Annotated in this window: 14 protein-coding genes; 6 read left to right on the top strand and 8 right to left on the bottom strand. The window is 64.1% G+C overall.

Annotated features, from left to right (window positions below):
* Window positions 1-2: 2 nt before the first annotated feature.
* From LB528_RS27885 to LB528_RS27865, 5 genes are all read right to left on the bottom strand, one after another.
* Complete coding sequence (locus LB528_RS27885) at window positions 3-329, bottom strand: chorismate mutase (protein WP_224517967.1); 327 nt, start codon at window positions 327-329, stop codon at window positions 3-5.
* 8 nt (window positions 330-337) lie between these two features.
* On the bottom strand, window positions 338-1,927 hold the full coding sequence (ffh, locus tag LB528_RS27880; RefSeq protein WP_224717047.1) for a signal recognition particle protein: 1,590 nt from the start codon (window positions 1,925-1,927) through the stop codon (window positions 338-340).
* A gap of 344 nt (window positions 1,928-2,271) precedes the next feature.
* Window positions 2,272-3,222 (bottom strand): CPBP family intramembrane glutamic endopeptidase, encoded by a 951-nt coding sequence (locus LB528_RS27875; RefSeq protein WP_224717046.1) that lies wholly within the window; start codon window positions 3,220-3,222, stop codon window positions 2,272-2,274.
* 148 nt (window positions 3,223-3,370) lie between these two features.
* Window positions 3,371-3,976, bottom strand: coding sequence for a DUF1236 domain-containing protein (locus tag LB528_RS27870; RefSeq protein WP_224717045.1), 606 nt, complete (start codon window positions 3,974-3,976; stop codon window positions 3,371-3,373).
* An 85-nt stretch (window positions 3,977-4,061) separates the two neighbouring features.
* Complete coding sequence (locus tag LB528_RS27865) at window positions 4,062-5,141, bottom strand: putative zinc-binding metallopeptidase (RefSeq protein WP_224717044.1); 1,080 nt, start codon at window positions 5,139-5,141, stop codon at window positions 4,062-4,064.
* 459 nt (window positions 5,142-5,600) lie between these two features.
* Between LB528_RS27865 and LB528_RS27860 the strand changes: the two genes are divergently transcribed.
* Complete coding sequence (locus LB528_RS27860; protein ID WP_224517937.1) at window positions 5,601-6,404, top strand: lytic transglycosylase domain-containing protein; 804 nt, start codon at window positions 5,601-5,603, stop codon at window positions 6,402-6,404.
* 248 nt (window positions 6,405-6,652) lie between these two features.
* Here the strand turns inward: LB528_RS27860 and LB528_RS27855 are convergent, their stop codons facing one another.
* Window positions 6,653-7,873 carry an argininosuccinate synthase gene (locus tag LB528_RS27855; protein WP_224717043.1) on the bottom strand — a complete coding sequence of 407 codons (1,221 nt, stop codon included), beginning with the start codon at window positions 7,871-7,873 and terminating at the stop codon, window positions 6,653-6,655.
* 160 nt (window positions 7,874-8,033) lie between these two features.
* Between LB528_RS27855 and LB528_RS27850 the strand changes: the two genes are divergently transcribed.
* The 3 genes from LB528_RS27850 to LB528_RS27840 all read left to right on the top strand — a co-directional run bounded on the left by LB528_RS27850 (window position 8,034) and on the right by LB528_RS27840 (window position 9,742).
* Window positions 8,034-8,675, top strand: coding sequence for a LysE family translocator (locus tag LB528_RS27850; RefSeq protein WP_224517939.1), 642 nt, complete (start codon window positions 8,034-8,036; stop codon window positions 8,673-8,675).
* Window positions 8,676-8,804: 129 nt separating this feature from the next.
* Window positions 8,805-9,161: a MerR family transcriptional regulator gene (locus LB528_RS27845; protein WP_224517940.1), complete on the top strand. Its 357-nt coding sequence runs from the start codon at window positions 8,805-8,807 to the stop codon at window positions 9,159-9,161.
* A complete protein-coding gene (locus tag LB528_RS27840) occupies window positions 9,158-9,742 on the top strand; it encodes a short chain dehydrogenase (protein ID WP_224717042.1) in 585 nt (194 codons plus the stop codon). Before LB528_RS27845 ends, LB528_RS27840 begins: the two co-directional genes overlap by 4 nt.
* 62 nt (window positions 9,743-9,804) lie before the next feature.
* On the opposite strand, the gene LB528_RS27835 is transcribed toward LB528_RS27840, so the two are convergent.
* Window positions 9,805-10,272 carry a hypothetical protein gene (locus LB528_RS27835; protein ID WP_224517942.1) on the bottom strand — a complete coding sequence of 156 codons (468 nt, stop codon included), beginning with the start codon at window positions 10,270-10,272 and terminating at the stop codon, window positions 9,805-9,807.
* The gene (gene rlmN / locus LB528_RS27830) at window positions 10,269-11,501 is read right to left on the bottom strand and encodes a 23S rRNA (adenine(2503)-C(2))-methyltransferase RlmN (RefSeq protein ID WP_224717041.1); all 1,233 of its coding nucleotides are present in this window, start codon (window positions 11,499-11,501) and stop codon (window positions 10,269-10,271) included. The genes LB528_RS27835 and rlmN overlap by 4 nt, the downstream gene beginning before the upstream one ends.
* Before the next feature lie 373 nt (window positions 11,502-11,874).
* On the opposite strand from rlmN, the gene LB528_RS27825 reads away from it, so the two are divergent.
* Window positions 11,875-12,174 carry a hypothetical protein gene (locus tag LB528_RS27825; RefSeq protein ID WP_224517944.1) on the top strand — a complete coding sequence of 100 codons (300 nt, stop codon included), beginning with the start codon at window positions 11,875-11,877 and terminating at the stop codon, window positions 12,172-12,174.
* Between the two features lie 179 nt (window positions 12,175-12,353).
* The gene (locus tag LB528_RS27820; RefSeq protein ID WP_224717040.1) at window positions 12,354-13,706 is read left to right on the top strand and encodes a chloride channel protein; all 1,353 of its coding nucleotides are present in this window, start codon (window positions 12,354-12,356) and stop codon (window positions 13,704-13,706) included.
* Window positions 13,707-13,779: the final 73 nt, after the last annotated feature.

The raw sequence follows: 13,779 nt of genomic DNA, 5'->3' as shown, positions 1-13,779 counted from the left end.
CTTCACCCGGTTTTCATCACGCCGTTGTCAGCGGCGATCTGTTCGTGATGACGGATGACTTCGCGGACGACGAAGTTCAGGAACTTCTCCGCGAAATCGGGATCGAGGTTCGCATCCTTCGCCAGCTGGCGAAGGCGGGCGATCTGCTGCTGCTCGCGCGACGGGTCCGCGGGCGGCAGGCCATGCTCGGCCTTCAGAACGCCGACCGCCTTGGTGCAGCGGAAGCGTTCGGCCAGCATATGGATAAGGGCGGCGTCGATGTTGTCGATCGAAGCGCGGTAGCCGGCCAGGATGGCGCGTGCTTCGGCCATGTCTTTCTCCTCGTTCATCGCCCCGCTCACTTCTTCTTGCCCAAACCGGGCAGTCCGCCACCGCCAGGGCCGGGAAGACCGGGAAGCTTCATGCCGCCGGGCAGGCCCGGCAGTCCGCCGCCAGGAAGTCCACCCGGCAAGCCGCCGGGAAGTCCCTTGCCGAGGCCGGCGGCCTGCGCCTGTTTCTGCAGGGCCTCGAGCTGCTTGGGATCCATCTTGGACAGGTCGGGCATGCCGCCGCCCGGCATCATGCCACCAAGGCCCATTTTCGAGGCGAGGCCGCCCATCATGCCGCGCATGAGGCCGCCGCCCTTGCCCTTGCCGCCCATCGCCTTCATCATGTCGGCCATGCCGCGATGCATCTTCAAGAGCTTGTTGATCTCGGCAGCGTCCGTGCCGGAGCCGGCGGCGATGCGCTTCTTGCGCGAGTGCTTGAGGATATCGGGATTGGCTCGCTCGGCCTTGGTCATCGAGGAGATGATGGCGAGCTGGCGTCGGAACATCTTGTCGTCGAGGCCGGCGGCGGCCATCTGGTCCTTCATCTTGCCCATGCCGGGCATCATGCCCATGATGCCGCCCATGCCGCCCATTTTCGACATCTGCTGAAGCTGCTGGGCGAGGTCGTTCAGGTCGAACTTGCCCGACTGCATCTTTTTCGCCATCGCCGCCGCCTGCTCGGCGTCGATGGTCTCGGCGGCCTTCTCGACGAGGCTGACGATATCGCCCATGCCGAGGATGCGGTCGGCGATGCGCTTGGGGTGGAATTCCTCCAGCCCGTCCATTTTTTCGCCGGTGCCGATGAGCTTGATCGGCTTGCCGGTGACGGCGCGCATCGAAAGCGCGGCACCGCCTCGGCCGTCGCCGTCCATGCGGGTGAGCACCAGGCCGGTGATGCCGACGCGTTCGTCGAAGCTTTTCGCCAGATTGACGGCGTCCTGGCCGGTCAGCGAGTCGGCGACCAGCAGGATCTCGTGCGGGCTCGACACCTTCTTGATGTCGGCCATCTCGACCATCAGCGGCTCGTCGATATGGGTGCGGCCGGCGGTGTCGAGGATGACGACGTCATGGCCGCCGAGCCTGGCCGCCTGCACGGCGCGCTTGGCGATGTCGACCGGGCTCTGGCCGGCGATGATCGGCAGGGTGGCGACCTTGGTCTGCTCGCCGAGCTGGCGCAGCTGCTCCTGCGCGGCGGGACGCCGCGTGTCGAGCGAGGCCATCAGGACCTTCTTGTTCTGGCGCTCGGTCAGCCGCTTGGCGATCTTGGCCGAGGTCGTCGTCTTGCCGGAGCCCTGCAGGCCGACCATCATGATGACGACGGGCGCCGGCGCATTGAGGTCGATGGCGACACCCTCGGCGCCGAGCATGTCGACCAGCTCGTCATGGACGATCTTGACGACCATCTGTCCGGGCTTGATCGACTTCAGCACCGCGGCGCCGACCGCCTTCTCGCGCACCTTGTCGGTGAAGGAACGCACCACTTCCAGCGCCACGTCGGCCTCGAGCAGGGCGCGGCGCACCTCGCGCAGCGCTGCCGAGACATCCGCCTCGGACAGCGCGCCGCGGCCGGTCAGGCCGTTCAGGATGGAGCCAAGGCGCTCTTGCAGGGACTCAAACATTCTTCTTCCTTTTCTCTGGCACCTGTGGATGCCCGAGAGGTAGTGCGTTCGCGCCGGGCCGCCAAGCAAAAGCGCAAAGCCAAAAAGCACCCGGGGGCGCATCGCGCTGCCGGGTGTTGGCCTCCGGGATCTCTTTACAGCACCCGCCTCAAAGAGGCTTCGGCGTCCTGGTCGGCTTTCGCGAAAGAAAACTCGTCGCGGAATTCAGCGGCTCTAGACAGGAAATCGGCCGCGGAGTCAAGGCCAATGCATGTCGCGCAAAGGTGCGCAGCGGTTTTGCGGCAACGGCATGCATCAAAAAACTATGCCGGAATCCGGGCCAAAACACCGCGATTGACGGCGGCTTAGCCCAGGCTTTGATTGGTCGCCCCGACCCGCAGCGGCGAGCGCCGGTGCAAAAGCAGCAGAATCGTCAGAAGCGTGCTGACGATGCCGATCGCCGCGATCAGAACGGCGTCCCAACTGGTCCAGCCGGGACCTTCGAGGGGCTTCGCATTGAGCAGCGCGAAGGAATTATAGGCCTCCTGGTGCGAGATCAGCAGGAAGCCGGTCAGATTGTTGCCGAGATGGGCGCCGAAACCGGCGCCGAGATTGCCGGTGACATAGACCAGGAGCGTGAGCAACAGCGCAAAGGTGCCGATCGAGATGAAGACACTGGCATTGATGGCCAGCGTCGAGGCCGTGTTCCAATGCAGCGACGTGAACAGCAGGCCCGGCAGCACCGCCCAAACCAGAGGGCTCCTGAAGCGACAGGCGAGCGCGCGCAGCAGATAGCCGCGAAACAGCATTTCCTCCGAGGAGGTCTGCAGGAAGGCGAGCAGCGCGATCGGCACCAGGAAAAGCAGCCAGGACGAGAAGGCGATCGGTCCGCGCGCGATCTCCGGCTGCAGCCAATAGAGCAGCACTTCGGAAAGCAGCGAGGTGATCAGCACCGCAACCAGGCCCTTGAGGAAATCGCCGCCCGCGATGCGGCGGCTGACGCCAAAAAGGGCGGCGAGCGGCTCGCTATGCAACAAACGCATCGCCACCCAGAGGCCGATCCAGATGCCGGCAAAGGAGCTCAGCGCGCTCAGAATGCCGATGGGCGATGCCAGGAAATCCTGCATGTATTGCCCGGTCGAGGGTCCGGGAAGGCGCCAGACGATGTAGAGATACGTACCGGCAAACAGCACCAGGGCCGTCGCCGCCATCCAGAAGGCGATGACGATCGCCGTGCCAAAGAACAGGCGCGGCAAAGTTGTCTTTTCGTTCGGTGAGCGGCGATAGCGCTCGAAGGCGGCATTCTCGATCGTCACGCGGCTCCCCTGCCGAAGGCTTTCGCCACATGGGTATTAGGAGATCGGCAGTTAGCACGCAATTACCGCCCCTACGGGTTGCCGCATGCAGACATAAAAAACGGCCGCCATCGCTGGCGACCGTTCTTCTCACGGCGATCAAGCCCGATCAGCGCATCACATAGACGATGCGCCGCGTGCCGGGGTCGACCAGCGCGGGCTGGTTGTTCACATAGACATAACGATACCGGTAATCGGGGATCTCGCGCAGCTCGACGGTGTCGGGCAGCGTGGCGCCGGTCACCACCTCACCCTCGAGATAGACCGGATCGACCCGATGCGTGGTGACATAGGTGCCGACCTCGGCCGGCGGTCTGCCGATCGACTCGATGGCGTCGTCGCTCGAAACGATGGCGCCGGTGTAGCTGTTGGTGGTGTAGAGATCATCGGTCGGCGGGGCCACAACGGTAATATCGGCATTGGCCGGGCGGCGGGTCACGACGACGCGGCTGCCGCCGAAATCGCCCGTCACATAATCGGAATAGACCCAACCCTTGCCGTCGGCTTCGGCGATCGTGCACCACTTGCTGCCCTCGATGCAGCCGTTGAGCGTGGCCGACTGGCCGGCCGCCAGCACGCCGATGACCGGATGTTGCGGACCGGGGCCGGCGCGGACGTTCAAGTCGGTCACCGCCTGGACGGGGGTATCGGCGAAAGCGGCGCCCGAGATAGTGAGCAGCGCACCGGCCAGCGCCGGAAACAATACGCGTGTCATAGTTCTTCTCTCCGTTTTCAACGCTCCCTCGGGCTCGGAAACGAAACAGAGGCTTATGCGTTCCGGCTAAAGTCCTTGTTCCCGCTCACGAATTGTTCCAGGTCTTTTTCGGCGCGCCGGTCAAAAGCTCGTGCACGAAGGCCAATTTGCGCGCCGCCACCTCGGAAATCACGAAAGGGTAGAGGTCCGGCAGGCCCATGCAGCGGTTGATGGAGTTCGACGCCTCCGACAGCACAAGCCAGCGGGCCAGGATCCTTTCAAATGGCTCCGGACCCGGGTCGGGATCGGCGGGCGCCGGCTGCAAATGCCCGCCAGTATCGCTGCGCGGCAGGTCGCCCGCTCCCACGGTCTCCAGCCGGCCAAGCGGGAAGTTCAGCGAATGAACCATCTCCAGCGTGTCGGTGATGTGGAGATGGTGCGCCCAGGTCTCGGCCCAGTCTTCCCAGGGATGGGATGCGGCGTAGGCGGAGATGTGGCGCTGCTGCCAGTCCGGCGGCGCGCCGTTGGCGTAGTAAGCTTCCAGGGCCTGCTCGTAATCGGCACGCTCGTCGCCGAAGAGGGCGCGGAAGGCCGAAAGGCGCGCGGGATCGTCACGGATCAGCCGATCCCAATAATAGTGGCCGAGCTCGTGGCGGAAATGGCCAAGCAGGGTGCGGTAATTCTCGCCCATCTCGACCCGCCGCCGTTCACGCTCGGCGGAATCGGCTTCGGCAACATTGAGCGTGATCAAGCCGTTGTCATGGCCGGTCAGGATGGGCTCACCGCCCGGACCGGCGCCGATCGGGTCGGCGAGAAAGTCGAAGGCAAGGCCGGTCTCGTCTTTCGCATCGGCCTTGGGCACGACCGGCAGGCCGAAGGCGAGCAGAGAATAGACTGCGCGTTTCTTCGCCGCCTCGACCCGGATCCAGCGCCGGCGGTTGCCGTCGATGGAAAGGTCGGGAATGACCTGATTGAGGGCGCATGCGTGGCAGAAAATCCGGCCGCCCTCGGCCCGCCAGTTGCAGGCGCATTCATCGGCATTGCCGCACGGAAGAATGCCGCCCTTGCCGCTGAGCACGAAGCTCGCCTGCTCCGGGTCATAGAGCACCAGGCTGGAACAGTTCAGGCACTGGGCATTCTCGAAATAGAGGCGATGGCCGCAATTGGGGCAGTCGAACAGCTTCATGCGTGATCAACCCATGGATCGGAGCGTGGGTGCAGGCTCCGTCTTGGAGCGGGATGACTTTTCCCTGGGATCGTCAACTCGCTCCGAGATTTTTTGTGAAGCATGCCCTAACGCTTTCCGGCTTCCGGCGTTCCGGCGCTATTTCGCCGCGAGCTGGGCAATGACGGCCGACACAGGCCAATCCGGTCCATCGCCTCGCGCAGAAGGACGGAAAGCCCGGCCGCTCGAAGGGCTTTCGGCGCGGCAAGCTCGCCGAACCGGGCCAATGATCACGACGTCGACGTCTTTCATGAGGCAAGCCCGCCACAGCTGATCGCTGATCGTAGGCAGATTGCCCTTCTTTCGCCAGTGTCGGGTGTCACGTCTCCCGCGAGGGCGGTGACAATCGGGCGTTTCGCTGGCAAATTCGCAACCGGGACGTGATTCAAGGCAACATTTAAGGGCAACCAGGAGAACGACATGGCATTTTTTGCCAAAGGAAGGATTTTTGCGGCCGCCGCGGCGGTGGTGGCGATGCTTGGGCTGGTCACAGGCGCGGAGGCCGCGGCCAGCTGTGGCAAGAACGGCGCCGGCTTCGAGGCCTGGAAGCAGGAGTTCGCCGCCGAGGCCAAGGCCAACGGCGTCGGCCAAAGGGGGCTTTCGGCGCTGGCGGGGGCGACCTACGCGACCAGGACGATCGCCGCCGACCGCGCCATCCACAAGGCTTTCAGCGGCTCGGTGGAGGCGTTCATGCAACGCCGCGGGGCGTCCGCTATCATCTCAAGAGGCCGCGCGCTGAAAAAGGCCAACGCGGCGATGTTCGCCAACATCGAGCGGACCTATGGCGTGCCGCCGGGCGTGCTGCTCGCCATCTGGGGCATGGAGACCGGTTTCGGCGCCTCGATGGGCAACCAGAACACGGTGTCGGCCATCCTGACGCTCGCCTATGACTGCCGCCGCCCCGACTATTTCACCCCGCATGCCATCGCGGCGCTGAAGCTGGTCGATCGCGGCGCGCTGAGCGCCTCCTCGGTCGGCGCCATGCATGGCGAGATCGGCCACACCCAGTTCCTGCCCGGAAACGTGCTGAAATACGGCGTCGGCAGCGGAAACCTGCGCGACCGCAACACGGCGCTCGCCTCGACCGCCAACTATCTCAAGGCGCATGGCTGGCAAGCCGGCGCGAGCTACGAGGCCAATATGGGCGCGATTGCCGGCTGGAACTCGGCAAGCGTCTATCAGCAGGCTATAGCCCGCATTGCCGAAGCGATCGACGCGGACTGATTGAGATCGTCATTCCACGAAAAAGCCCGGCCATGCGCCGGGCTTTTTTTGTTGGGCTTGGAGATTGGCGAAAGCCGGGAAAGTGGGAATCTCCCAACTTGAGGGGAGATGGCCGGCAGGCCAGAAGGGGTCGTCTCATACAGAGCGTCGACGCTCTTTTGTCGCGCAAGGCGTCGGCGCTTCACGCGTAGCGACCCCCTCTGTCGCCTTCGGCGACATCTCCCCCTCGAGGGGGGAGATCAGCAGCTTCAGCGGCGGTTCCTTGCCGCCAGTGTCCTGAGCCGCAGCCCGTTGAGCCGAATAAAGCCTTCCGCGTCCTTCTGGTCGTAGGCGCCGCGATCGTCCTCGAAAGTGACCAGCGCATCGGAATAGAGCGTCTTTTCCGACTTGCGGCCGGTGACGATGACGTTGCCCTTGTAAAGCTTCAGCCGCACTGTGCCTTCGACGTCGTCCTGGCTCTTGTCGATCATCGCCTGCAACATCACGCGCTCTGGCGAGAACCAGAAGCCGTTGTAGATGAGCTCGGCGTAGCGCGGCATCAACTCGTCCTTGAGGTGGGCGGCACCCCGGTCGAGCGTGATCGATTCGATCGCGCGGTGGGCGGCGATCAGGATGGTGCCGCCGGGGGTCTCGTAGACGCCGCGCGACTTCATGCCCACAAAACGGTTCTCGACGAGATCGAGGCGGCCGATGCCGTTGTCGCGGCCGAGGTCGTTGAGCGCCGCCAGCATGGTGGCCGGCGACAGTTTCTTGCCGTTGAGCGCGACCGGGTCGCCTTTGAGGAACTCGATCTCGATCTCGGTGACGACATCGGGCGCATCCATCGGCGAGACGGTGCGCTGATGCACGAATTCCGGCGGCTCGCTCCACGGATCCTCCAGCACCTTGCCCTCGGAGGAGGAGTGCAAAAGATTGGCGTCGACCGAGAAGGGCGCGTCGCCGCGCTTGTCCTTCGGCACCGGGATCTGGTGCTGCTCGGCGAAGTTGAGAAGGTCGGTGCGGGACTTGAACGACCAGTCGCGCCACGGCGCGATGACCTTGATGTCGGGGTTCAGCGCATAGGCGGACAATTCGAAGCGGACCTGGTCGTTGCCCTTGCCGGTTGCGCCATGCGCGATCGCGTCGGCGCCGGTTTCCTTGGCGATCTCGACCAGATGCTTGGAGATCAGCGGCCGGGCGATCGAGGTCCCGAGCAGATAGGTGCCTTCATAGACGGCGTTGGCGCGAAACATCGGGAAGACGAAGTCGGCGACGAATTCCTCACGCACGTCGACGATGCGGATGTCCTTGATGCCCATCATCTCGGCCTTGCGGCGCGCCGGCTCCAGCTCGCCGCCCTGGCCGAGATCGGCGGTGAAGGTGACGACTTCGGCGCCGAGCTCGGTCTGCAGCCACTTCAGGATGATGGAGGTGTCGAGGCCGCCGGAATAGGCGAGCACGACTTTCTTGACGTTCTTGGTCTTGGACATTTTGGCGGTTCCGCGGGAAAATGGCTTCGCGGGCGAGGTATCACGGCCTTTCCGGGCGGCGCAAGAGACGAAGGTGAGCAGGAGAAGCCAATCGCCGCGGCTGGCGCGACTGGGGCAGCCGCGCTATAAACTCGCAAACCAACACGATACCGGGCCTTCCATGTCCTTCATTCCCGACACTTCGACGCTCATCCAGTTCGCTATCGCCACCGTCATCCTGGCGATCACGCCGGGACCGGACATGACGCTGTTCGTCTCGCGAACGCTGAGCCAGGGCCGCGCCACCGGCTTCGCCTCCATGGCCGGCGCGCTTTGCGGCACGCTGATCCACACCACGCTGGTGGTGGTCGGCATATCGGCGCTGATCGTCGCTTCGCCGATGGCTTTCTTCGTCTTGAAGATCTTCGGCGCCGGTTATCTGGTATTCCTGGCCTGGCAGGCGATCGCCAAGGGCTCGGCCTTTTCGCCGGAGAAGCGAACGGGACCGCAAGTTTCGCTGTTCCGCAGCTGGGCGGCCGGGCTCGGGGTCAACCTGCTCAACCCGAAGATCATCCTGTTCTTCATGACCTTCCTGCCGCAATTCGTCTCCGCGCACGATCCGAACGCATCCGGAAAACTGTTCTTCCTCGGCGTGATGTTCATCGTGCTGTCGATCCCGGTGACGGCGCCGATGGTGCTGGCGGCGGAAAAGTTCTCCGCCGCGATGAAGGCAAGCCCGCGCGTGACGCGCGTTGTCGACTATCTGTTCGGCGGCGTGTTCTCGGCCTTCGCGCTCAAGATCCTGACCGCGCACGCGAAGTAGGCTTCCATCGCCCCTTTCCCAGGCGAGCTTCCGGTCGTCCGGTCCGGCGCCGTTTCAGAGAAAAGTCCTTGACCTGGAGTTGCTCCAGGACGGTAGCTTGGTCTGCACAGTGTAGATCAAGGGCAAGGCATGCGGATTTCAGAGGCTGCGTCCGCCAGCGGGCTCGGTATCGATACCATCCGATACTATGAAAAGGCGGGCCTGCTTCCGCCCGTCGAACGAGGAAGAGATGGCAAGCGTCGCTTTTCGGCGGTGGACGTCGATTGGCTCGTCCTGCTGTCGTCCCTGCGCGACACCGGCATGCGGATGGAAACGATGCGGTACTTTGCGCGGCTCTACCAAAGGGGCGACGAAACGATCCCAGAGCGAAAGCGAATTCTTCTGGGCCACTCCGAACAGCTCGACAAGCAACGCGGGGTCCTGGACCGTTGTGCCGAAATCCTTGCGCACAAGCTGAAGCGGTATGACGAGATCGCAGCGTCATGAGGATTGTCGTTGTCGGTGCCGAGGGTGACATCGGCAAAGCCGTGTGCGCCGAGCTGGAAAGTCGCCACGAGATCATCAGGGCAGGTCGTTCCAGTGGCGACATCCGGGTCGACATGGCGAACCGCGCATCGGTCGATGCCATGTACGCAAGTTGCGGCAAGGTGGATGCCGTCGTTTCGACAGCAGGCGACGTTCATTTCAGTCGGTTGCACGACTATACGGAAGAGAGTTTCATGCTCGGTCTCAGGCACAAGGTGCTGGGGCAGGTCAATCTGGTCCTGGCAGGACTTGATATCGTCAACGAAGCGGGATCCTTCACGTTGACGAGTGGTGTGCTGGACCGCGATCCAATCCGAACGGGGGCGGCTGCAGCGAGGGCGAATGGCGCCCTTGGCGGCTTCGTCGTCGGGGCGGCAATCGAAATGCCGCGTGGTCTGCGCATCAACGTGGTGAGCCCGGGGCTTCTGGACGTTTCCGTGCCACGGTATGGAGAATGGTTCCCGGCCACGAACCTGTTTCTTCGAAACGGGTCGGTCTTGCCTACGCGAGGAGCGTCGAGGGAGCCATCACCGGAAAGGTGATCGTTATCGGATAGGCTGCTCCGGCACGCGCCAGCGAGGTCCGGCAAGCACGCTCCCCACACTTAAGCCCGCGGATCGGGCAGCGCCTCGCGGCGCCAGCTTCCGGCCCAGCGGCCGGCGGAGAGCCAGTAGAAGATGCCGCCGACCATGCCGGCGCCGATCACGGCCAATCTGGCGTTGGTCGCTGTGACATCGAAATCGGCGTCGCCCACACTATGGACGAAGCCGAGGAAGACGAGTGCGATGACGGCGCCGCCCAGCGCGTAAAACAGCCAGTCGCGCCGGCCGAGCACTTCGGCGATCAAAATGACGACCGCCGCCGGCATGAAGGCGAAATAGGCGACGAACAGCGCCACGAAAGGCACCGAGAAATAAAGCGCCGGCGCGATGGTCGGGTGCCCCGGCTCCAGAGGGTAACCGAAATAGCCGAGGAAAAGCGCGTTGAGGAAGGCGCTTGCCGCCAGCGAGCCGACGATATAGCCGACCAGGATGACGGCGAAGCGGACGAGATAGGCGATGATGCGCCTCACGCCTCGCCGTGCCCCGCGATCATCATGGCTTCGAGCGCCAGCCGGTCGACCTTGCGCATGCGTTCGGACTCCGACTTCAGCTGGCCGCAGGCGGCGAGGATGTCGCGGCCGCGCGGCGTGCGGATCGGCGAGGCATAGCCGGCATTGTTTATGTAGTCGGCAAACTTCTCGATAGTCTCCCAGTCCGAGCACTGGTAGTTGGTGCCGGGCCAGGGGTTGAACGGGATGAGGTTGATCTTGGCGGGAATGCCTTTCAAGAGCTTCACCAGCGCCTTGGCATCGTCGAGGGAATCGTTGACGTCCTTCAGCATCACATATTCGAAGGTGATGCGCTTGGCGTTGGAGAGGCCTGGATAGGCCTTGCAGGCGGCGATCAGCTCCTTCAGCGGAAACTTCTTGTTGATCGGCACCAGCAGGTCGCGCAGGTCGTCATTGGTGGCATGCAGCGAGATCGCCAGCATCACGCCGATCTCCTCGCCGGTGCGGAAGATTTCCGGCACGACGCCGGAGGTCGACAGCGTGATGCGCCTTTTTGACAAGGAAAGCCCGTCGCCATCGGAAGCGATCAGCAGCGCCTTCTTCACCGCCTCGAAATTATAGAGCGGCTCGCCCATGCCCATCATGACGATGTTGGACACCTTGCGACCCTCGGCCGGCACAATGGCGCCGTCCGGCGTGTCGCGGTCGGGGAAGTCGCCGAGACGGTCGCGCGCGGTGAGCAACTGGGCCAGGATCTCCTCGGCGGTGAGGTTTCGCACCAGCTTCTGCGTGCCGGTGTGGCAGAAGGAGCAGGTCAGCGTGCAGCCGACCTGCGAGGAGATGCAGAGCGTGCCGCGGCCTTCCTCGGGAATGTACACGGTCTCGATCTCGACGGGGCGGCCGGCCCCGCGCGGCGGAAAGCGGAACAGCCATTTGCGCGTGCCGTCGGAAGAGATCTGCTCCTCGACGATCTCCGGCCGCGCGACGGTGAAATGCTTGTCGAGTTCCGCGCGCAATTCCTTGGAGATGTTGAACATATGCGCGAAGTCGGAAACGCCGCGCACATACATCCAGTGCCAGAGCTGCTGGGCGCGCATCTTGGCCTGGCGCTCCGGCACGATGCCGGCGCCGACAAGCGCTTCGGCGAGCTCGGCGCGGGTCAGGCCGATCAGCGACGGCTTCTCGGCCGGTGCTGCGCGGCGCAAGGCGTCACGAGCGCCTTCGGCGGTAAGATCAAGCGAAACGGTCATGGTGGCGCCAATATAAGCGATTTGCGGCCGATTTCAGCATCGGCCGCACGGGAAGCGCGGCGCATAGCACAGCTCGGCGCCGGAGTCATGCGCCCGGGCTTTCCTTCTCCCAAGCCGGCATCGATGTCGTGCGGCCCAGCCGGTCCCGCGTCCCACCACACCGGGCTGCTTTATGTCTCGACCGATGCGAAGCGATAGCTATTTCGACTGGCACGGAGGTCAACAAATTCTGACACCTGCCTGAGCCAGGGGCGTAACGCGGCCGGCTGCCCATCTGAAACTCGATCACATATTCGTGTTGACGTAATCATTCGAGCTGCGCCGGCGAACCGGAAGAGGGCGACCATGCCCCTCAACAATGGGAGTTGTTCAGATGCACTCAATCAAGCTCGCACTCATTGCCGGCCTCGCCGGTCTTTGCGCCTCGCAAGCCTTTGCCGAAGATACAATGGGCGCCATGACCATGATGAAGGGCGGGCAGGTCACCGCGATCATGCCGGACGGTCACATGGGCACGATGATGCCGGACGCCAAGATGAGCGCCGAAATGATGAAGATGGCCAAGCCGATCAAGCATTGCATGATGATGATCACCGACGCCAAGGGCAAAGCCTACATGATCGATACGTCGACCAAGAAGGCCCAGGCCGAATGTGAAAAAATGGCGATGTGACCTCGCCGATCCTGCGTGCCGACCTCCCCGCCGGCCGGTACGCCGGCGGGTTATCCGCCATCCGGTAACGTCCCCTTGAGCACCACTCCTCGACCTGACTGACATAGCGTCGGGCTCGCCCTAGCGGGTTGATCGACCCGGCGACTGTGCTAGGGCGGGTAACCATCAAGAGGACGGTCATGGCCGGCATATCCCGAAAATACCGCATGCTGCGGCGTTCCCACGCCATGTGGATGTCGCGGCGCGTCTGGCAACCGCGCCTCGTCTTCTGGGCCGGCGCCATCTCGATCGGCCTGATCAGCGTCCTGTTCGCCCTGCTCGCCGACCGGGCGCAGGCCCTGTTCCATGCCGTGACTGGCAACGACGGCGGCTGGCGCTTCTATCTGCCACTTGTGGCGACGCCGCTCGGTTTCGTCTTTTGCGCCTGGCTTGCGCATTCCTTCTTTCCGGGGTCGCAAGGCAGCGGCATTCCGCAGGCGATTGCGGCACGTCACCTGCGCGACGAGGACGACCGCAGCCGCATCCTGTCGCTGAGGCTGGTGGTGGGAAAGATCGCGCTCACTATCGTCGGCCTCGCCTGCGGCGCCTCTATCGGCCGCGAAGGCCCGACGGTGCAGGTCGGCGCTTCGCTGATGCTGCAGGCGGCGCGATGGGGCGGCATGGCACAGGCGCGCGGCCTGATCCTGGCAGGCTCCGCCGCCGGCATCGCCGCCGCCTTCAACACACCGCTTGCCGGCATCGTCTTCGCCATCGAGGAAATGGGCCGCGCTTATGAGGCGCGCACCAACGGGCTGGTGCTGACGGCGGTGATCCTGGCCGGCCTCGCTTCGCTCGGGCTGCTCGGCAACTACACCTATTTTGGCGTCGCCAAGGATACGGTCGCCTTCGTTGCCGACTGGCCGCTGGTGCTCGCCTGCGGCATCATCGGCGGCGGTGCCGGCGCGCTGTTCTCACTGCTGGCGCTCAACGTCATGCGCCGCATCCGGCGCTGGAACGCACTGCAGCCGCTGCCACGCACTCTGGTCGTGGCGGCTATCTGCGGGCTCGCCGTGGCGGTGATCGGCGTCGCCTCCGGCGGGCTGACATTTGGCACCGGCTATGTGCAGGCGCGCGGCGCGATCGAAGGCACACCGCTGCCGGCCTTCTTTTTCGTCGAGAAATTCGCCGCTGGTCTCTTGTCGATGGTGTCGGGCATTCCCGGAGGCCTCTTCGCGCCGTCGCTGGCGGTGGGCGCCGGCCTTGGCAGCACGCTCGGCCTGGTCTTCGGCACGGCCACCGGAACCGCAGCGCTGCTCGGCATGGCCGGCTATTTCGCCGGCGTCGTGCAGGCGCCGATGACGGCCTTCGTCATCATCCTCGAAATGACCGGCAACCACGACAATGTGATCGCGCTGATGTGCGCGGCGATGCTGGGCTACGGCACGGCGAGGCTCATCTCCAACGAACCGCTCTACCATGCGCTGTCGCGCGTCTTCATCGCCGAAGCGATCCGGCGGCGGCGGGCGGAGACGAGCGAAGCGGTGAAAGTCTAGTCTCTCATGTTCCCTGTCAAGATTGAAGGCAAGAAGGCTCGCCTGCTTGGCAGGTTTGCCATGCAGTCGGATC

Origin of the sequence: Mesorhizobium sp. CA4 (genome assembly GCF_020165075.1) — a bacterium.
GTDB lineage: Bacteria > Pseudomonadota > Alphaproteobacteria > Rhizobiales > Rhizobiaceae > Mesorhizobium.
The sequence above is the reverse complement of the archived record's forward strand: the minus strand, read 5'-3'. Positions and strand labels throughout refer to the sequence as shown.